The sequence below is a fragment of the Streptomyces sp. NPDC048411 genome (genome assembly GCF_040704695.1).
In the GTDB taxonomy this organism is placed as follows: Bacteria; Actinomycetota; Actinomycetes; order Streptomycetales; family Streptomycetaceae; genus Streptomyces.
On the sequence record NZ_JBEZKL010000015.1, the window covers coordinates 31,968 to 50,321 of the forward strand.

Sequence of the window (18,354 nt, forward strand, 5' to 3'; positions counted from 1 at the left end):
GATCTACCTTGGAATCGAAGGAGAAGTGCCCCGAGTCGGATTCGAACCGACGCTGGATGGGTTTTGAATCCATGGCCTCTACCGCTGGGCTACCGGGGCCCCTTCGAAACGAAGGGTCCCGAAGACCCTCCGTGCCTCAAACATACCGTAACTAGGTAGGCTCTTGGCAGCAGTACCCCTGTCTTGAACGAGGAGCCCCGTGACCACGCCCGAGTCGCCCCAGCCCGTCGCCGACGACGACAAGTCGCACGTCCCGCCGCTGACGACCCGCGTCGTCATCGCCGAGGACGAGGCTCTCATCCGCCTCGACCTCAAAGAGATGCTCGAGGAAGAGGGCTACTCAGTCGTCGGCGAGGCCGGTGACGGCGAGAAGGCGGTCGAGCTCGCCCGTGAGCACAGGCCCGACCTCGTCATCCTCGATGTGAAGATGCCGATCCTCGACGGCATCTCCGCCGCCGAGCGCATCTCCGAGGAGTCCATCGCGCCCGTCCTGATGCTCACCGCGTTCTCGCAGCGCGACCTGGTCGAGCGGGCCCGGGACGCCGGGGCGATGGCGTACCTCGTGAAGCCGTTCAGCAAGAGCGACGTGGTGCCGGCCATCGAGATGGCCGTGTCGCGGTTCGCGGAGCTGAAGGCGCTGGAGTCCGAGGTCGCGGACCTCGCGCAGCGGCTGGAGACGCGGAAGCTGGTGGACCGGGCGAAGAGCATTCTGCAGACGGATTACGGGCTGTCGGAGCCGGCGGCGTTCCGGTGGATTCAGAAGACGTCGATGGATCGTCGGCTGTCGATGCAGCAGCTTGCCGAGGCGTTGATCGAGGATGCCGAGGAGAAGAAGCGGGCGGCGAAGGACGGCGAGTAGTCGCGTAGGCACGTACGGATGAGGCCCGCACCCCGGATCGATCGGGGTGCGGGCCTCATCCGTATGGGGCGGTGTCGGTCAGTCCTCGCCGAGGTACGCCTTGCGGACGGATTCGTCGTGGAGGAGGTCGGCTCCGGTGCCGGAGAGGACGATCTTGCCGACCTCCATGACGTGGCCCTGGTCGGCGAGTGAGAGTGCGGCCTGGGCGTTCTGCTCGACGAGCAGGATGGTGGTGCCCTGGGCCTTCAGCTCGACGATGGTCTGCATGATCTTCTGCATCATGATCGGGGAGAGGCCCATGGAGGGTTCGTCGAGCATGAGCAGTTTGGGCTGGGACATGAGGGCGCGGCCCATGGCGAGCATTTGCTGCTCGCCGCCCGAGAGGGTTCCGGCGGCCTGCTTCCTTCGTTCTCCGAGGATGGGGAAGAGGTCGTAGGCGCGCTGGATGTCCTTCTCGATGCCTGCTTTGTCGTTGCGGAGGTAGGCGCCGAGCTGGAGGTTCTCGGTGATCGTCAGCCGGGGGAAGATGTGGCGTCCCTCGGGGGAGTGGGCGAGGCCCAGGGAGACGATCTTGTGGGCGGGGATGTTGGTGAGTGGTTTGCCGTCGAAGAGGATGCTGCCGCCGACGGGCTTGAGGAGCCCGGAGAGGGTGCGCAGGGTGGTGGTTTTGCCTGCGCCGTTGGTGCCGATGAGGGTGACGACCTGGCCGGCTTCGACGGTGAAGGAGATGCCTTTGACGGCTTCGATCTTGCCGTAGGCGACGCGGAGGTCTTCGACCTGGAGCAGTGCGGTCATGGGGTGTCCTCCTCTTCGGTGCGGGTGGTGCTGGTGGTGCTGGTGGTGCTGGTGTCGTCGCCGGTGGCGGCTTCGGCGTGTGCTTCGGCTTCCGCTGCTTCGACTTCGGCGACTTCTTCGGCGCCGGGGGCGCCTTCGAAGGGGGTGCCGAGGTAGGCGGCGACGACGCGTTCGTCGCTCTGGACGACGTCGGAGGTGCCTTCGACGAGCTTTTCGCCTTGTACGAGGACGGCGACGCGGTCGCAGAGGTTGAAGATGAACCGCATGTCGTGCTCGATGACGAGGACGGCGATGCCCTGGTCGCGGATGGCGAAGATGAGTTCTTCGGTGACGCGGGTTTCCTGCGGGTTCATGCCGGCGGTGGGCTCGTCGAGGAGGAGGAGTCCGGGGTCGCTGGCGAGGGCGCGGGCGATTTCCAGCTTGCGCTGGTCTCCGTAGGGGAGGTTGCGCGCGAGGTGGTCGGCCTTGTCCTGGAGGCCGATGAATTCCAGTAGTTCCATGGCGCGTTCGCGGCTGGCGTTTTCGGCCTTGGTGAAGCCGGGGAGCCGCAGGAGGGCGGACCAGAGGCCTTCTTTGGTCCTGGTGTGGCGTCCGACGAGGACGTTTTCCAGGACGGTCATGTTGGCGAAGAGCCGGATGTTCTGGAAGGTGCGGGCGATGCCTGCCTGGGTGACGAGGTGGGGCTTGGGCGGCAGGACGGTGCCCTTGTAGCTGACCTTGCCCTCGGTGGGGACGTACAGACCGGTGAGGCAGTTGAAGAAGGTGGTCTTGCCGGCGCCGTTGGGGCCGATGAGGCCGACGATCTCGCCCGCGTTGACGGTGAGGTCGACGTTGCGTACGGCGGTGAGGCCGCCGAAGCGCATGGTGACGCCGCTCGCGTCGAGGACGGTCGTGGCGGTTTTCGTGGTGGTGGTCATGGTGGTCACGCCCCCGCCTTGGCGATGCCGACGCCGGTCTCTTCGGGCTGCCGTGGTTCCGGTACGTCGATCGGGTCGTTCTCGTGGAATTCGAGCTGCTTCCTGCGGTCGGCGACGAGGCCTTCGGGGCGCAGGCGCATCAGGAGGATGAGTGCGACGCCGAAGAGGAAGAGCTGGTAGTCCTGCATGAACTGCAGCTTGGCCGGGATGAGGTAGAGCAGTGCGGCGCCGACGAGAGGTCCGCTGAGGGTTCCCATGCCGCCGAGGATGACGGCGGCGAGGAGGAAGGCGGAGTTGGGCGGTACGGAGCCGGCGAACTGGTACTGCTCGGGTGTCACGGTGTAGTTGACGTGTGCCTGGACGGTGCCGGCGAGGCCGGCGAGGGTGGCGCCGAGGGCGAAGGCGATCAGCTTGAGCCGGAAGGCGTTGATGCCCATGGCGGTGGCTGCGGTCTCGTCCTCGCGGATGGCGACCCAGGCGCGGCCGATGCGGGATTCTCCGGAGCGGCGGAAGACGAGGACGACGACGGCGGTGAAGACGAGCATCAGCAGGTAGTAGTTGGCGGACCTGCCGAGGGTGAAGCCGAGGATGTCGTGCTTGAGTCCGAAGTCGAATCCGAAGAATTTGAGGTCGGGGATGCTGGGGATGCCCTGGGAGCCGTTGGTGAGGTCGGGTCCGCTGTTGCCGTTGAGGTTGTTCACGGTCAGGCGGAAGATCTCACCGAAGCCGAGGGTGACGATGGCGAGGTAGTCGCCGCGCAGTCGCAGGGTGGGGGCGCCGATGAGGACGCCGAAGACGAGCGAGGCTGCGGCGCCGGTGAGGACGGCGGCCCAGAAGGGGAATTGGACGCCGATGGCCGACATGGTGGAGCCGGAGACCAGGGCGGCGGCGTAGGCGCCGACGCCGAGGAAGGCGACGTATCCGAGGTCGAGGAGGCCGGCGAGGCCGACGACGACGTTGAGGCCGAGTGCCACGGTGGCGAAGATGAGGATGTTGGCGCCGATGAGCGCGTATTCCTCCTTCTGCTGGGTGAACGGGAAGCAGACGGCTGCGACGAGGGCGGCGGTGAGGGTGATGTTGCGGTGCTTCGTGGTCAGCGCGGTGAGGCGGGAGACGAGTCCGGCCCGGTGGAGTGCGGTGAACGCGAAGCCGACGGTGATGAGGAAGCCGATGAAGAGTTCGGTGTAGTCGGTGTCGATGCCGTAGGCGAAGACGTAGAGGCCGATGCCGAACGACGCGACGATGATGAGGATTTCGGCCCAGTCGGGGAGGGCTTTGGCCCGGGGGGCCGACGGTGCGCGGAGGCTGTCGCGGAAGCGTTCCCAGGCGCCGGCTGCGGTGGCGTTGGAGGTGGGCTGGTCGCCGGGGAGTCCGAGTGAGGCGACAGCGGCGATGAGTGCGCCGATGCCGCTGACCCAGGCGCCGGGTTCCAGGTTGACGACTCCGCCGAGGTCGTAGGCGATGGCGCCGATGGTGTAGCCGGTGGTGCCGAGGGTGCCGAGTGTCAGGAGGCGGACAGGGCTGTTGGTGCCGCCGGGGGTGAGCCAGCGGAGGCCTCGGATGCCGTATCCGGACAAGGCGAGGAGCAGCGTGAGTGCCGCGCTGATGAGGGTGAGGACCTGGAGGCCGCCGGGGTAGCCGGTGACGGTGAGGTCGCCGGGGAATTCGCTGGTCCAGGTCCAGGCGAGGAAGGTGCCGACGAGTGCGACTGCGGCGCCTGCGAGGGTGCCGATGCGGGCCGCGGCTGCGGGGATCGCGAGGAAGGGGGCGGCCCCGGGTGTGGTGGTGTCGTTGGTGGTCATCCGTATCACGCCCGATCCGCGACGCGTTCGCCGAGCAGGCCCTGGGGGCGGAGCAGCAGGACGATGATGAGGAGGACGAAGGCCCATACGTCCTTCCAGGCGCCGCCGCCGAAGAGTTCCATGCCGGGGACGTTGCTCATGTAGCCGGTGGCGAGGGATTCGGCGATGCCGAGTACGACGCCGCCGAGCATGGCGCCGTAGATGTTGCCGATGCCGCCGAGTACGGCTGCGGTGAAGGCTTTGAGGCCCATGATGAAGCCCATTCTGAAGCCGATCTGGCCGTTCTTGAGCCCGTAGGCGACGGCGGCGACGGCGGCGAACGCGGCACCGATGGCGAAGGCCATGACGATGATGCGGTCGGTGTTGATGCCCATGAGCTTTGCGGTGTCGGGGTCCTGGCTGGTGGCTTGCATGCCGCGGCCGGAGCGGGTCTTGGAGACGAAGAGCCCGAGGGCGAGCATGCAGATGGGTGCCGTGATGAGGACGAAGAGGTCACCGCGTTGGATGTGGGCGCCGAAGATGTCGATCGCTTCGCCCTTGAATTGGGGGAAGGAGCGGTCCTTCTTGGCGTCGGGGTACCACTTCCAGATGGCCTGCTGGAGTGCGAGGGAGAGTCCGATGGCGGTGATCAGCGGGGCCAGTCGGGGGGCGCCCCGCAGGGGCCGGTAGGCGAAGCGTTCCGCTGCTGCGCTGATGGCGACGGAGCATATGACGCCGCCGATGATCATGAGTGGGATGATTGCGAGGAGGGAGACGCCGGCCGGCATCCAGAGGTACACGGTGAGAGCTCCGAAGCCTCCGATCATGAAGATCTCGCCGTGGGCGAAGTTGATGAGCTGGATGATTCCGTAGACCATCGTGTAGCCGATCGCGATGAGACCGTACATCGCGCCGAGGATGAGTCCATTGGCCAGCTGTTGCGGCAGTTCGTTCACCGCAGGGCCTCCGTGGAGTGGTTCGGATATGGCACCGCGCGGGAGCACTGTTAGCGCCCCCGCGCGGTCTGGTGTCGGTTCAGTGCGCGCCCGGGAGGGCGGGCCGGGTCAGGGCTTGTAGACCTCGCTGAGCTTGGACGCCCACTTGCCGCCGTCGACCTGGTAGGCGGTCATCATGGTGTTGGTGGTGTCGCCGAACTCGTCGAAGGAGACGGGACCGGTGACGCCGTCGAACTTGACCTTGCTCATGGCGTCGAGGACCTTGGCGCGGGCGTTGTCGGGGAGCTTGCCGTTGTTCTCGGAGACGGCGAGCTTGACGGCCTCGATGATGGCCCAGGTGGCGTCGTAGGTGCCGCCGCCGTACGCCTCGTAGGCGTCCTTGTATCCGGCCGTCTTGTAGTCCGCGATGAACTTCTTGGCGGAGTCGAGTTCCTCGACGGGCTTGCCGACGGAGGTGGCGATGTCGCCCTGGGCCTTCTTGTTGAGCTTGATGAAGTCGGCGCTGTACATGCCGTCGCCGCCCATGAGGGGGATCTGGACGCTGTCCTTGAGCTGCTGGCTCAGGGGCGCGCCGGCGGGGTACTCACCGCCGTAGTAGACGGCCTTGGCGCCGGACTTCTTGACCTTGGTGACGACGGCGTTGAAGTCGCGGTCGTCGGGGTTGACGTGGTCGGTGCCGACGATCTTGCCGCCGAGGGTGGTGAAGGTCGCCTTGAAGGAGGCGGCGAGACCGGCGCCGTAGGGCTTCTGGTCGTCGATGAGGTAGACCTGCTTGATCTTCGCGTTGTTGAAGAGGTACTTCGCTGCGAAGGCGCCCTGGACCTGGTCCGTGGTGGCGGTGCGGAAGTAGGTCTTGTAGGGGCGCTTCTTGTCGCCGGTCTTCCAGTTCTCGCCCTGGGTGAGCTCGGTGCCGGTGTTGGCGGGGGAGACCTGGGTGAGGCTGGCGTCGTTGAGCGGCTTCTGCATCGACTGGGAGACGCCGGAGTTCAGCGGGCCGACGACACCGAGGACGGTGTCGTCGTCGATGAACTTCTGGGCGTTCTGCTGGCCGACGGAGGGCTGTGCCTGGTCGTCGAGCGGCTTGACCTCGAACTTGATGCCGGGGACGGTCTTTTCCTTGTTCGCCGTCTTGACGGCGAGTTCGGCGGAGTTCTTGATGCCGAGGCCGAGGGCGGACAGGTCGCCCGTGATGGGCGCGTCGACGCCGATGACGACGGTCTGGGTGTCGCCGCCGCTGCTCTTCTTGCTGTCGTCGCGCGACCCGCAGGCGGTGAGTGTCAGGGCTCCGGTGGTGAGCACTGTGGTGAGGATGAGCAAAGAACGGTGTCGCACGAAAGGTCCTTTCCCTGGCGCGGCCTCCTCTGCTTGAGGTGCCGTGTCGTTCGCCGGGCCGTACTGGGTTGGTACAGGGCCGTGCTGCAGACGCGCCCGGCGGCGCGGTGACTGGCCGTGACTCTAGGCGCAGGTGGCGGAGTCGGGGATGGGTCGGCGGAGGATGTGACTGTCTTGTTATGCCGTTGAGGAAGGCTTGAGGTGGCTGTGGGGACATGTACGGCTTTTTACTGGACGGCAAAGTGACCGCATTCTGAGAACGCGCAGCTCTGCTAAGGGGCTTGAGGCGATCTTGGTGCTGTCGCGTGATCGGGGGCGTGAGGGCGCGACGGGGTGCCCGGTGTCTGCGGCGCCGGGTTCTTTGTGCTGCCCGGCGGCGCTCCGGCATGGGGCGCTTGTTACGCAGTGTTACGCCTGACGGGTATGCGGTCCACGCCCTGTGGTGGCGGTGGGCCGTGTGTGGCTGCCGAGTGGGTCACGCAATGAGTTGTGGGGTCAAGGGTGTTGGGTGTGGAGGTTGTTCAACGGTCTTGTGTGGACGGCTTGTTGTGGCTGGATATGGCTCTGCCCGGCCGGATTTTCCATCCGGCCGGGCAGAGGTGTGTTTTGGTGTCGGCGGGTCAGGCGGCGTCAGCCTTGGGGGCGTCGCGGAGCAGGCAGGTGAGGCGGGCGGTGCAGACCCTCTTGTCCTGTTCGTCGGTGATGACGATCTCGTAGGTGGCGGTGGAGCGGCCGCGGTGGACGGGGGTGGCGGTGCCGGTGACGAGTCCGCTCCGTACCCCTCGGTGATGGGTGCAGTTCAGGTCGACACCGACGGCGATCTTCTTGGAGCCGCCGTGGAGCATGGAGCCGACGGAGCCGAGGGTCTCGGCGAGTACGGCGGAGGCGCCGCCGTGCAGGAGTCCGTAGGGCTGGGTGTTGCCTTCGACGGGCATGGTGCCGACGACGCGCTCGGCGGAGGCCTCGAGGATCTGCAGGCCCATACGGGTGCCGAGGTGGCCCGCGGAGAACAGTGCGGGAAGGTCCACGCCGAGGGCGGCGTACTCGTCGATGACCTCTTGCGGGAACTTCACGGTGTTCTGCTCGCCCATGGGGCCCGGCTCCGATCGTGTCAGGTCGTTCAGTGCTGTGCGCACCGTCTTACCAGGTGCCTGAGCAAACGCTTAGAGCGGGGCCCCTCATTCCTGGGTCAGCAGTGCGGGGCGTTCTTGTTGCTCAGGTAGTACTCGGAGATCCAGCCGTTGGTGTAGTAGACGGGGTCGCCGACGTAGTCGCGCGTGGCCACGTGCGACTTGTCCCAGTAGGGGTTGCCGAAGATGCTGGTGCCGACCATGTAGCAGTCGCTCGTCACGACCGAGCGGGTGTAGCAGTAGCCGTTGATCGCGGCCGAGGTGCTGTACGAGCTGCGGACGGCGACGCTGGTGGTGCAGTGGTTGCTGATGGACTCCGTGGCGGCCTCGGCGGTGCCCGTCGTCGTCAGCGCGGTGGCGGCGGTGACGGCGGCGAGAGCGGCTATTTGAGCGATCTTGCGCATGACACTCCAGTGTGTGGTGATGGGTGTGGTGCGGAAGTGCTGTGACCGTGGAACATCGTACTGATAAGCGACGAGGCTGTCCCGTATATCGGTGAGGTCCGGCCGCGGGTGAAGTGCTAGCAGTCGCCGCCCATTTCGCCTCTTGTCGCGACCCAGTCGCGGCCCCGCAGGGTGAAGGTGATGACGGCGAGCTGGCTCGGTTTGTCGCGCAGCTGCTGTGTCTCCTTGCCCGTACGGGCGTCGTAGAGCAGCCAGTTGTCGAGATCGGTGCAGTCGACGACCGCCTGGCCGCCGTTCCTGGGGACGCTTCCGCGTACCTCGTGACCCACGGTCCCCTTCTGCACGGTGCCGGTGGCCCGGGCCCGGGCGAGGCTGTCGCGGAGCAGCGCGAGAAGGTCACCGCCGGCCGCCCGCCGGAGGCGGGCGTTGTCCGGGTCGGAGGTGGCGTTCGCCTCGGTCCAGGCGGCCCAGTAGGCGTCGTAGGCGCTGCGCAGCCCGGGTGGCAGAGGCCTCAGCTCCTTCTGCAGCTCCGCGGGGTCGGCTATGACCCCCGGGGCTGCCTGCTGTGTGCTGTTGTCCTTGTTCTCCTGTCTGTCCGGGCTGTCGGAGGCGGGGCCGCCGGCGCAGCCGGCGGTGAGGGCCGTCAGGAGGGCTGCTGCCGTACAGAGCCGTCGCGATCTGCCGTGCATGGTGGAAGTGGTGTCCTCAGCTGTCCGGGTGTTCGAACCGTACGATCACGGACTTGCTCGTCGGAGTGTTGCTGGTGTCCGCGGTGGAGTCCAGCGGCACCAGCACATTGGTCTCCGGGTAGTAGGCGGCCGCGCAGCCGCGGGCGGTGGGGTAGTGCACCACGCGGAAGCCGGGGGCGCGCCGCTGCACTCCGTCGTTCCACTCGCTGACCAGGTCGGTGTACGAGCCGTCGGCGAAGCCCAGTTCTGCCGCGTCCTCGGGGTGGATCATGACGACCCGGCGGCCGCCCTTGATGCCCCGGTAGCGGTCGTCGAGGCCGTAGACGGTGGTGTTGTACTGGTCGTGGGAGCGCAGGGTCTGCAGCAGCAGCCGGCCCTGGGGGACGTGGGGGTATTCGACGGGGGCGGCGGTGAAGTTGGCCTTGCCGGTGGTGGTGGGGAAGCGCCGTTCGTCGCGCGGGGCGTGGGGGAGGGTGAAGCCGCCGGGGCGGGCGACGCGTGCGTTGAAGTCCTCGAAGCCGGGGACCACGCGGGCGATCCGGTCGCGGATGGAGGCGTAGTCCTTCTCGAACTCCTCCCAGGGGGTGGTGGAGTCCTTGCCGAGGGCGGCGCGTGCCATGCGGGCGACGATGGCGGGCTCGGACAGCAGGTGGGGGCTCGCGGGGGTGAGGTTGCCCCGGGAGGCGTGCACCATGCCCATGGAGTCCTCGACGGTGACGAACTGCCTGCCGCTTGCCTGGACGTCCTTGTCGGTGCGGCCGAGGGTGGGCAGGATCAGTGCGCGGCGGCCGGTGACGGCGTGCGAGCGGTTGAGCTTGGTCGAGACGTGCACGGTGAGGGAGGCGCGGCGCATTGCGGCCTCGGTGACGTCGGTGTCGGGGGTGGCTCCGACGAAGTTGCCGCCCATGGCGAAGAAGACCTTGGCGTCGCCGTCGCGCAGTGCCTGGATGGACCGTACGACGTCGTAGCCGTGGTGACGGGGCGGTGCGAAGCCGAACTCCTTCTCCAGGGCGTCGAGGAAGGCCGGGGCGGGGCGTTCGAAGATTCCCATGGTGCGGTCGCCCTGGACGTTGGAGTGGCCGCGGACGGGGCAGACTCCGGCGCCGGGCCGTCCGATGTTGCCGCGGAGCAGGAGGAAGTTGACGACTTCGCGGATGGTGGGGACGGAGTGTTTGTGCTGGGTGAGGCCCATGGCCCAGCAGACGATGGTGCGCTTCGAGGCGAGGATCATGGTGAGGGCCTGCTCGATGGTGGCGCGGTCGAGTCCGGTGGCGGTGAGGGTCTCGTCCCAGTCGGCGGCGCGGGCGGCGGCGGCGAATTCCTCGTACCCGTGGGTGTGTTCGCGTACGAAGGTGGTGTCGACGGCGTCTTCGGTCTCCAGGATCATCTTGTTGAGGAGCCGGAAGAGTGCCTGGTCGCCGCCGATGCGGATCTGCAGGAAGAGGTCGTTGAGGGCGGTGCCCTTGATCATGCCCTGGGGTGTCTGCGGGTTCTTGAACCGTTCCAGGCCGGCTTCGGGCAGTGGGTTCACCGAGATGATCCTGGCGCCTGCGGATTTGGCCTTCTCCAGGGCGGAGAGCATCCGGGGGTGGTTGGTGCCGGGGTTCTGCCCGGCGACGATGATCAGGTCGGCCTGGTGGAGGTCCTCGAGGGAGACGCTGCCCTTGCCGATGCCGATGGTCTCCGTGAGGGCGGAGCCGGAGGACTCGTGGCACATGTTGGAGCAGTCCGGCAGGTTGTTGGTGCCGAATTCGCGGGCGAACAGCTGGAGCAGGAACGCGGCCTCGTTGCTGGTGCGGCCGGAGGTGTAGAAGAGCGCTTCGTCGGGGGAGGCGAGGGCGCGCAGTTCCCCGGCGATGATCTCGAAGGCGTGTTCCCAGGTCACTGCCTCGTACCGGTCGGCGCCTTCGGGCAGGTACATCGGCTGGGTGATGCGGCCCTGCTGGCCGAGCCAGTAGCCGCTGCGGGTGGCCAGGTCGGCCACGGGGTGGGCGGCGAAGAAGTCGGGGGTGACGCGGCGCAGGGTGGCTTCTTCGGCGACGGCCTTGGCGCCGTTCTCGCAGAATTCGGCGGTGTGCCGTTTGTCGCCCTCGGGCCAGGCGCAGCCGGGGCAGTCGAAGCCGTCCTTCTGGTTGACCTTGAGGAGGGTCCGGGCGGTGCGGCGGATGCCCATCTGCTGTTGGGCGATGCGCAGGCTGTGGGCGACGGCGGGCAGTCCGGCGGCGGCGTGCTGGGCCGGTTCGACGTGTGGTGCGTCCTGGACCGGGTCACCGGTGGGCGGCTTGGTGGCCATGTCTGCTCCCCTTTGAGCCAGCTGCGAACCTGCGCGGTGTCGCTTGGTGTGTTTCCGTGGTCTTCTGTCTCCGGCGATCGTGCCACGCGGGGCGGGGCGGGTGCCGGGCGAGTGGTGTGCGGTCCGGATTGTCGGTGGTCCGTGGCAGGATCGGGGGCGTGGCTGAGACGGCATCGAAGAAGACGGCAGACAACCGACCGCGCCTGCTCCTGATGGACGGGCACTCCCTGGCGTACCGGGCGTTCTTTGCGCTGCCTGCGGAGAATTTCACGACAGGGGCGGGGCAGCCGACGAACGCGGTGTATGGCTTCGCGTCGATGCTGGCGAACACGCTGCGTGACGAGGCGCCCACGCATTTCGCGGTGGCTTTCGATGTCTCGCGCAAGACGTGGCGGTCGCAGGAGTTCCCGGAGTACAAGGCGACCCGTTCGAAGACGCCGGACGAGTTCAGGGGGCAGGTCGAGCTGATCGGCGAGCTGCTGGACGCGATGCATGCCGATCGTTTCGCGGTCGACGGTTTCGAGGCTGACGATGTGATCGCCACGTTGGCGACGCAGGCGGAGGCGGCCGGGTTCGAGGTGCTGATCGTCACCGGTGACCGGGATTCGTTCCAGCTGATCACGGACAACGTCACGGTGCTGTACCCGACGAAGGGCGTGTCGGAGCTGACGCGGTTCACCCCGGCGAAGGTCGAGGAGAAGTACGGGCTGTCGCCGCAGCAGTACCCGGACTTCGCGGCGCTGCGCGGGGACCCGTCGGACAATCTGCCGGGTATCCCGGGGGTCGGTGAGAAGACAGCCGCGAAGTGGATCAATCAGTTCGGTTCGTTCGACGAGCTGGTCGCGCGCGCCGACGAGGTCAAGGGGAAGGCCGGGCAGAATTTCCGGGACCATCTGGAGTCCGTGAAGCTGAACCGGCGGCTGACCGAGATGGTCCGGGATGTGGAGTTGTCGAAGGCTCCGCAGGATCTGGAGCGTGCGCCGTACGACCGCTCGGCCGTCACGGGTGTGCTGGATGTGCTGGAGATCCGTAACCCGAGCCTGCGGGAGCGGCTGCTGGCCGTGGACCCTGGGGCGGCCGAGGACGAGTCCCCGGCGCCTGCCGCGGGCGTCGAGCTGGACGGTGCGGTGCTGGGTGCCGGTGAGCTCGCGCCGTGGCTGGCCGAGCACGGCGGGCAGCCGCTGGGTGTCGCCTCGGTGGACACGTGGGCGCTGGGCACCGGCAGTGTCACGGAGATCGCGCTGGCCGCGGGGGACGGGGCGGCGGCGTGGTTCGACCCGGCGCGGCTCGACGAGGCGGACGAGCGGGCGTTCGCCGCCTGGATCGCGGATGCCGGGCAGCCGAAGGTCATGCACAACGCGAAGAGTGCGATGCGGGTCTTCCCGGAGCACGGCTGGCAGGTCGACGGCGTCGCGATGGACACGGCGCTGGCCGCGTATCTGGTCAAGCCCGGCCGGCGGTCCTTCGCGCTGGACGCCTTGTCGGTGGAGTATCTGGGCCGGGAGCTGGCCCCCGCGGCGGCGTCCGACGGGCAGCTGGCGTTCGGTGCGGACGACCAGGCGGAGGCCGAGGCGCTGATGGCGCAGGCCCGTGCGGTCCTGGATCTGGGCGAGGCGTTCACCGTGCGGCTGCAGGAGGTCGGCGCCGCCGAGCTGCTGCACGACATGGAGCTGCCGACGTCCGCGCTGCTGGCCCGCCTGGAGCGGCACGGCATCGCAGCGGACCGCGAGCATCTGGAAGGCATGGAGCAGCAGTTCGCCGGCGCGGTGCAGCAGGCGGTGAAGGAGGCGCACGCCGCGGTGGGCCGTGAGTTCAACCTCGGGTCGCCCAAGCAGCTTCAGGAGGTTCTCTTCGGTGAGCTGGGGCTGCCGAAGACGAAGAAGACGAAGACGGGTTACACGACGGACGCGGATGCGCTGGCGTGGCTGGCGGTGCAGACGGAGCACGAGCTGCCGATCATCATGCTGCGCCATCGCGAGCAGGCGAAGCTGCGGGTGACGGTCGAGGGCCTGGTCAAGACGATCGCGGCGGACGGCCGCATCCACACGACGTTCAACCAGACGGTCGCGGCGACCGGCCGGCTCTCGTCGACCGACCCCAATCTGCAGAACATTCCGGTCCGCACGGACGAGGGCCGGGCGATCCGGCGCGGTTTCGTCGTCGGTGACGGGTTCGAGACGCTGATGACGGCGGACTACAGCCAGATCGAACTGCGTGTGATGGCCCACCTGTCGGAGGACGCGGGCCTGATCGAGGCGTTCACGTCCGGTGAGGACCTGCACACCACGGTGGCCTCGCAGGTCTTCGGTGTCGACAAGTCCGCTGTCGACGCGGAGATGCGCCGCAAGATCAAGGCGATGAGTTACGGGCTCGCGTACGGGCTCTCCGCGTTCGGTCTGTCGCAGCAGCTGAACATCGAGGCGGGCGAGGCGCGCGGTCTGATGGACACGTACTTCGAGCGGTTCGGCGGGGTCCGTGACTATCTGCACCGGGTGGTGGAGGAGGCCCGGGCCACCGGCTACACGGAGACGGTCTTCGGCCGCCGCCGCTACCTCCCGGACCTGAACAGCGACAACCGGCAGCGCCGCGAGACGGCTGAGCGGATGGCACTGAACGCACCGATCCAGGGGACGGCGGCGGACATCGTCAAGGTCGCCATGCTCCAGGTCGACCGGGCGCTCACCGAGGCGCAGTTGAAGTCCCGGATGCTGCTCCAGGTCCACGACGAAATCGTGCTCGAGATCGCCAAGGGCGAGCGGAAGCAGGTGGAGGAGATCCTGCGCCACGAGATGTCGACGGCGGTGCAGCTGCGTGCCCCGCTGGATGTGTCGGTCGGTGTGGGTGCGGACTGGGAGTCCGCCGCGCACTGACGTGAGCGGGGCGGTCCCGGCGGTCGTACGGTGCTCAGAGCCTGTCGGGTGACCTCTGATCGGGGGGACGTCACCCGACAGGCTCTCAGTCGCCGGGCGGGCTCGATACGAGGTCCGTCCGGCGGCCGGGATCCGCGGCCCCGGTGGGCGGCCGGTTCCGTCTCCGTTCGCGGAGGCGGAACCACACCCCGTACAGCACCAGTCCGGCGGCGAGGCCGGCTCCGGCGCCGAAGCAGGCGGTGGGGATGATGTCCAGTGGTGTGTCGATGTGCCCGAAGTACGCGTACCAGCGGGCGCACCGGTGGAGGATGCCGAGCAGCACGCAGAGGCTCAGCAGGGCGCCCGCGTACCACCGGTCCCGGTGGTCGAGGGCGGGTACGGACGGCGGGGCGGAGCGGGCCCCGGTCCGCCGCAGCCCCGACACGGTGAACCAGGTGAGGACGGTCAGCGCCACGGCCGAACTGCCGTACTGCACGTACTGGAACACCGGAAAGCCGCCGATGCTCTCGCCCAGCACCGGCACCAGCCGGGTGCCCCACCGGTCGTGATGGGTGAACGCGTCCCACACCACATGGCTGCCCGCCCCGAGGACCGCCGACAGCACGAACCACGCACCGTCGCGCACCCCCCACGGGCCGCGCCGCTCTCCCCGTACGAAGGTGTACACGCGCCCCTGCCGGCGTTGCGGGAGCAGTGCCACCAGTGGTTCGCGCAGCAGCAGCCACAGGGCCGTCACGGCCGCGGTGATCAGGACATCCACCGTGAACACGCCCCCTACCGCGTGGGTGACCGCTCCGAACTCCATCGCGCCCGGGATCGCCGTGTCCGCGTAGTACGTCATGTCGGGGGCGAACGAACCGGCGACGAGCGCCGAGGCGACGAGCGGTCCGCGCGCGGTGCCGTTCCGGCGGATCACCGGGAGGACGGCAGCGGCATGGCTCAGGGTGAACGGCATGGCGGCAAGTATGCGTGAGCGCGCCGGTGCTGATCCGGGTGTTCTTGCGATGCACAGGCGACGCCCGTCGTACAACTTGCGGTCCACAACATGAAATACCGGTAAGAAGCGGTCAGGTCACTGTGTTCGAGCGGCACAAGTTGTCGTAGGGTCGCCTGAGTCCTTGCGCTGGGGAGCGCGGGCAGCCGTCGACGGGGAGGGATCAGACGTATGGCAGCGCAATTCGGCCGCCGACTGCGCCGAGGGGCGACCACCACTGCGGTGGCCGCAGTTGCTGTGGCGGCGCTCGCCGCCTCGCAAGGCCCCGGTGCGGTATTCGCATCGGCGGGCGGCGACACCGGTGGTGACCAGCCGGCCGCCGGTTCCACACCGTCCGACGACCCCGCGGCCACCGGCAACTCGCCGTACTACACGGACCTGCCCCCGCTGGTCAGCCCCAACAAGCCCGTGACGTCGACGAATCTGCCGATCACCGGCAGTGCGCAATCAGGCATACCGGCTTCGGTTCTGGCCGCGTACAAGAAGGCCGAGCGGTCTCTCGCGGGCACCGACGCGGCCTGCCGGCTGCCGTGGCAGCTCCTCGCCGCGATCGGGAAGGTCGAGTCCGGCCAGGCCCGCGGCGGCCGGGTCGACGCGAACGGCACCACGTTCTCCCCGATTCTCGGTCCGGTCCTCAACGGTCAGGGCTTCGCCATGATCAAGGACACCGACAACGGGGTGTACGACGGGGATTCGACGCACGACCGTGCGGTCGGCCCGATGCAGTTCATCCCGTCGACGTGGGCGACGTGGGGCCAGGACGGCAACGGCGACGGCCGCAAGGACCCCAACAACATCTACGACGCGGCGCTCGCCGCCGGGCACTATCTCTGCGCCGGGTCGCGTGACCTGGCGGTGGCGGCCGATCTCGACCGGGCGGTCCTCAGCTACAACCACTCGAACGAATACCTCCGTACGGTCCGTTCCTGGTTCGACTACTACAGGCGCGGCACGCACGAGGTCCCCGACGGCAGCGGCGTCGTCCCGCCGCCCCTCGGCGGTGGTACGGATCCGAGCCCGAACCCCGGCACGTCGCCGTCGCCGACCCCGAGCGGAAAGCCGGACCCGAAGCCGGACCCGAAGCCGGACTCGAAGCCGGACCCGAGGCCTTCGAAGCCGGGCGGCGGTTCGACGAGCCCCAAGCCGAGTCCCAAGCCGACACCGGCGCAGACCCTCGGCGCCGTGGAGAACGCGGGAACCGGCACGCTGACCGCCACCGCGGGCGACGCGTTCGCCGAACGGATCAAGGTGCGGGCGAAGAACAGTCTGGGCGGCCCGCTCGCCAAGGTGTCCGTCACCTTCACCATCGCCGGTGACACCGACGCCCGCTTCGAGGGCGGGAAGACCTCGGTCACGCTGGCCACCGGTGCCGACGGCACGGTGACGGCTCCGGTGCTGCAAGCGGGCGAGAAGACGGGTCGGTTCACGGTCCGGGCCATCGCCACCGGACGTTCGCTGCCGGCCGTCCCGTACACCGCGACCGTGACGGCCCGGCAGGCCGACGCGATCGCCAGGACCGACGACAAGGCACTGACCGCCGCCCCCGGCGCCGAGTTCGCCGACACCGTCGCGGTCAAGGCGACGTACCGGGGTGCGGTCGCGTCCGGTGTCGCCGTCACCGCGACGATGATCACCGACGGAGGCGGTCCGGTGGAGAACGACAAGGGCCCGTACTTCAAGGACGCGGACGGCAACCCGGTCCGCACCCTGACGGACCTGAAGACCGGCGCCGACGGCACGCTGACGCTCCCGAAGATCTACGCCGACGACACCACGGGCACGTACAGGCTCCGCCTGACCACCGAGGGCGGCGCCACCGTCGTCATCGAGCTCGACGTCGAGGCGCCCGCCGCCTGACGGCAGCCCCGGAGCCGTACCGCGTTCTCAAGCAGCCCCTGTGCCACCACCCGGCACAGGGGCTGCTTCACGTGTTCTCATCTCGCGTCTCCATTGCTACGGTGCCCCAGTCCTGACGACATGTCAGATCCGCGCTCTCCGGGAGGCCGAGCATGCGTGCCGTCATCGCCGCCGCCATCGGGCTGGCCGCGGCCCTCGCCCTTGTGTTCACCGTCACCGCGATCGGCGCACCACCCGGCGAGACCTCGCCCAAACCCCTGCTGACCACCGTCCCCGGACCCAAGAAGTAGAGGGAGGGCGCCATGCGCCGCCGAGCCGGACTCGTACTCCTGGCCTTCGCCGTCTTCTTCGCCGCGCTGTCGCCACTGCTGCGCTGGTACGCCTTCCCGCGGCTGGCGAAGATCCCGCCGAGCCAGTACCAGGAGGTGGTTCTGGAGGCGAAGCCCGCCACGCTCCTCGACTACAACGACGGCATGAAGGTCAAGCAGGTCCCCAAGGTCACCATCGTGCAGACCCTCAAGGGCAACGTGGAGGAGTCCGAGAAGATCGAGCGCAGTGCCGGCCGCGACGTCGTCGTCTGGGACACCCTCAGCTACGTGGTCGGCCCGAACGGTGCGATGGTCTCGCAGATCCCCGAGCGCTACATCTTCGACGCACACAGCCAGGCCCCCGTCCACGCCACCGGCGAGAGTGTCGACGGCGACCCCGTCGAGCGCGAGGGTATCGAGTTCAAATGGCCGTTCCTCACCGAGAAACGTGACTACGAGTACTTCGACGCCCAGACCCGCACCAGCTCGCCGATCCACTACCGGGGCACCCGGACGTTCCGCGGCATGGACGTCTACTACTTCGAGCAGACGATCCCGTGGACCAAGGTCCCGATGCCGAAGAAGATGCCGATCGAGGGCGTGACCGCCGCGCAGGTCGCCAAGACGGGCATGACCCGCTGGTACACCACCAAGCGGATGTTCTGGGTCGACCCGGTCACCGGCGCGCCCGTCAACGGCGAGGAGATCCACAAGGAGGAGCTGCGCAACGCGAAGGCGATGGGGATGCCCGAGGACACGGTCACCGCGTTCGCCGGACACGTGAAGATGCGTGAGGACTACATCGAGTCCACCGTCGCACTGGTCTCGTCCCAGCGTGTGCTGATTTTGCTGCTCACCTCGTACCTGCCCCGGGGATTCCTGATCCTTGCCGCCGGGCTGCTGGCGCTCGCACTGTGGCTGGAGGCGCGGTCCCGGCGGCCGGGCGGCCGGGAGCCGGAGGCGGCGAGCGGGCGTGCTGGGCGGCGCGACCGGGCAAAGCTTGCCGGGAGGGGCACCAGGGCGTCTTTCGAAAGGAGCGTAGTCCGCCCGTAGGGCGGGTCTGGCGGCGTCTGGTGCGTGCGATCGCAAGGCGGAGGGTCGCCCCGATACTGGGCGTATCGGGGTGAGCCCGACAAGGCGGCGAGCGTGCGGGCCGGACGCCGCCAGGC

Annotated in this window: 15 protein-coding genes and 1 tRNA gene; 5 read left to right on the forward strand and 11 right to left on the reverse strand. The window is 68.3% G+C overall.

Features of this window, described 5'->3' with window-relative positions; genetic code table 11:
• Nucleotides 1-26: 26 nt before the first annotated feature.
• Nucleotides 27-99: transfer RNA gene (locus AB0915_RS08490), tRNA-Leu, on the reverse strand.
• Nucleotides 100-199: 100 nt separating this feature from the next.
• Here AB0915_RS08490 and AB0915_RS08495 point away from each other — a divergent pair.
• Nucleotides 200-859, forward strand: a complete 660-nt coding sequence (locus AB0915_RS08495; protein ID WP_366690346.1) for a response regulator — start codon at nucleotides 200-202, stop codon at nucleotides 857-859.
• Between the two features lie 78 nt (nucleotides 860-937).
• On the opposite strand, the gene AB0915_RS08500 is transcribed toward AB0915_RS08495, so the two are convergent.
• The 9 genes from AB0915_RS08500 to AB0915_RS08540 all read right to left on the reverse strand — a co-directional run bounded on the left by AB0915_RS08500 (nucleotide 938) and on the right by AB0915_RS08540 (nucleotide 11,156).
• Nucleotides 938-1,654: an ABC transporter ATP-binding protein gene (locus AB0915_RS08500; protein WP_366690347.1), complete on the reverse strand. Its 717-nt coding sequence runs from the start codon at nucleotides 1,652-1,654 to the stop codon at nucleotides 938-940.
• The gene (locus tag AB0915_RS08505) at nucleotides 1,651-2,571 is read right to left on the reverse strand and encodes an ABC transporter ATP-binding protein (protein WP_366690392.1); all 921 of its coding nucleotides are present in this window, start codon (nucleotides 2,569-2,571) and stop codon (nucleotides 1,651-1,653) included. Before AB0915_RS08505 ends, AB0915_RS08500 begins: the two co-directional genes overlap by 4 nt.
• 5 nt (nucleotides 2,572-2,576) lie before the next feature.
• Entirely contained in the window at nucleotides 2,577-4,373 is a 1,797-nt protein-coding gene (locus AB0915_RS08510) for a branched-chain amino acid ABC transporter permease (protein WP_366690348.1), read from the reverse strand.
• Between the two features lie 5 nt (nucleotides 4,374-4,378).
• On the reverse strand, nucleotides 4,379-5,308 hold the full coding sequence (locus AB0915_RS08515) for a branched-chain amino acid ABC transporter permease (protein ID WP_366690349.1): 930 nt from the start codon (nucleotides 5,306-5,308) through the stop codon (nucleotides 4,379-4,381).
• A gap of 108 nt (nucleotides 5,309-5,416) precedes the next feature.
• Nucleotides 5,417-6,625: a branched-chain amino acid ABC transporter substrate-binding protein gene (locus tag AB0915_RS08520; protein ID WP_366690393.1), complete on the reverse strand. Its 1,209-nt coding sequence runs from the start codon at nucleotides 6,623-6,625 to the stop codon at nucleotides 5,417-5,419.
• A gap of 635 nt (nucleotides 6,626-7,260) precedes the next feature.
• Nucleotides 7,261-7,731, reverse strand: coding sequence for a hotdog fold thioesterase (locus tag AB0915_RS08525; protein ID WP_366690350.1), 471 nt, complete (start codon nucleotides 7,729-7,731; stop codon nucleotides 7,261-7,263).
• Nucleotides 7,732-7,829: 98 nt separating this feature from the next.
• A complete protein-coding gene (locus AB0915_RS08530; protein WP_366690351.1) occupies nucleotides 7,830-8,174 on the reverse strand; it encodes a hypothetical protein in 345 nt (114 codons plus the stop codon).
• Nucleotides 8,175-8,290: 116 nt separating this feature from the next.
• Nucleotides 8,291-8,863, reverse strand: coding sequence for a hypothetical protein (locus tag AB0915_RS08535; protein WP_366690352.1), 573 nt, complete (start codon nucleotides 8,861-8,863; stop codon nucleotides 8,291-8,293).
• A gap of 16 nt (nucleotides 8,864-8,879) precedes the next feature.
• Entirely contained in the window at nucleotides 8,880-11,156 is a 2,277-nt protein-coding gene (locus AB0915_RS08540) for an FdhF/YdeP family oxidoreductase (RefSeq protein WP_366690353.1), read from the reverse strand.
• Nucleotides 11,157-11,314: 158 nt separating this feature from the next.
• Between AB0915_RS08540 and polA the strand changes: the two genes are divergently transcribed.
• Nucleotides 11,315-14,026, forward strand: a complete 2,712-nt coding sequence (gene polA / locus AB0915_RS08545) for a DNA polymerase I (RefSeq protein WP_366690354.1) — start codon at nucleotides 11,315-11,317, stop codon at nucleotides 14,024-14,026.
• Between the two features lie 85 nt (nucleotides 14,027-14,111).
• Here polA and AB0915_RS08550 read toward each other — a convergent pair whose 3' ends face one another.
• On the reverse strand, nucleotides 14,112-14,981 hold the full coding sequence (locus AB0915_RS08550) for a DUF4184 family protein (RefSeq protein WP_366690355.1): 870 nt from the start codon (nucleotides 14,979-14,981) through the stop codon (nucleotides 14,112-14,114).
• Nucleotides 14,982-15,191: 210 nt separating this feature from the next.
• Between AB0915_RS08550 and AB0915_RS08555 the strand changes: the two genes are divergently transcribed.
• From AB0915_RS08555 to AB0915_RS08565, 3 genes are all read left to right on the forward strand, one after another.
• Nucleotides 15,192-16,877 carry a lytic transglycosylase domain-containing protein gene (locus tag AB0915_RS08555; RefSeq protein WP_366690356.1) on the forward strand — a complete coding sequence of 562 codons (1,686 nt, stop codon included), beginning with the start codon at nucleotides 15,192-15,194 and terminating at the stop codon, nucleotides 16,875-16,877.
• Nucleotides 16,878-17,029: 152 nt separating this feature from the next.
• The gene (locus tag AB0915_RS08560; protein WP_266986840.1) at nucleotides 17,030-17,167 is read left to right on the forward strand and encodes an SPW_0924 family protein; all 138 of its coding nucleotides are present in this window, start codon (nucleotides 17,030-17,032) and stop codon (nucleotides 17,165-17,167) included.
• Between the two features lie 12 nt (nucleotides 17,168-17,179).
• The gene (locus tag AB0915_RS08565) at nucleotides 17,180-18,238 is read left to right on the forward strand and encodes a DUF3068 domain-containing protein (RefSeq protein ID WP_366690357.1); all 1,059 of its coding nucleotides are present in this window, start codon (nucleotides 17,180-17,182) and stop codon (nucleotides 18,236-18,238) included.
• The last annotated feature ends 116 nt before the right edge of the window (nucleotides 18,239-18,354 follow it).

Excerpts from the sequence above, each read along its gene's own strand:
- AB0915_RS08500 (WP_366690347.1), bottom strand. The coding sequence starts at position 1,654 with ATGACCGCACTGCTCCAGGTCGAAGACCTCCGCGTCGCCTACGGCAAG.
- AB0915_RS08505 (WP_366690392.1), bottom strand. The coding sequence starts at position 2,571 with ATGACCACCACCACGAAAACCGCCACGACCGTCCTCGACGCGAGCGGC.
- AB0915_RS08510 (WP_366690348.1), bottom strand. The coding sequence starts at position 4,373 with ATGACCACCAACGACACCACCACACCCGGGGCCGCCCCCTTCCTCGCG.
- AB0915_RS08525 (WP_366690350.1), bottom strand. The coding sequence starts at position 7,731 with ATGGGCGAGCAGAACACCGTGAAGTTCCCGCAAGAGGTCATCGACGAG.
- AB0915_RS08530 (WP_366690351.1), bottom strand. The coding sequence starts at position 8,174 with ATGCGCAAGATCGCTCAAATAGCCGCTCTCGCCGCCGTCACCGCCGCC.
- AB0915_RS08535 (WP_366690352.1), bottom strand. The coding sequence starts at position 8,863 with ATGCACGGCAGATCGCGACGGCTCTGTACGGCAGCAGCCCTCCTGACG.
- AB0915_RS08540 (WP_366690353.1), bottom strand. The coding sequence starts at position 11,156 with ATGGCCACCAAGCCGCCCACCGGTGACCCGGTCCAGGACGCACCACAC.
- AB0915_RS08550 (WP_366690355.1), bottom strand. The coding sequence starts at position 14,981 with ATGCCGTTCACCCTGAGCCATGCCGCTGCCGTCCTCCCGGTGATCCGC.
- AB0915_RS08555 (WP_366690356.1), top strand. The coding sequence starts at position 15,192 with ATGGCAGCGCAATTCGGCCGCCGACTGCGCCGAGGGGCGACCACCACT.
- AB0915_RS08560 (WP_266986840.1), top strand. The coding sequence starts at position 17,030 with ATGCGTGCCGTCATCGCCGCCGCCATCGGGCTGGCCGCGGCCCTCGCC.
- AB0915_RS08565 (WP_366690357.1), top strand. The coding sequence starts at position 17,180 with ATGCGCCGCCGAGCCGGACTCGTACTCCTGGCCTTCGCCGTCTTCTTC.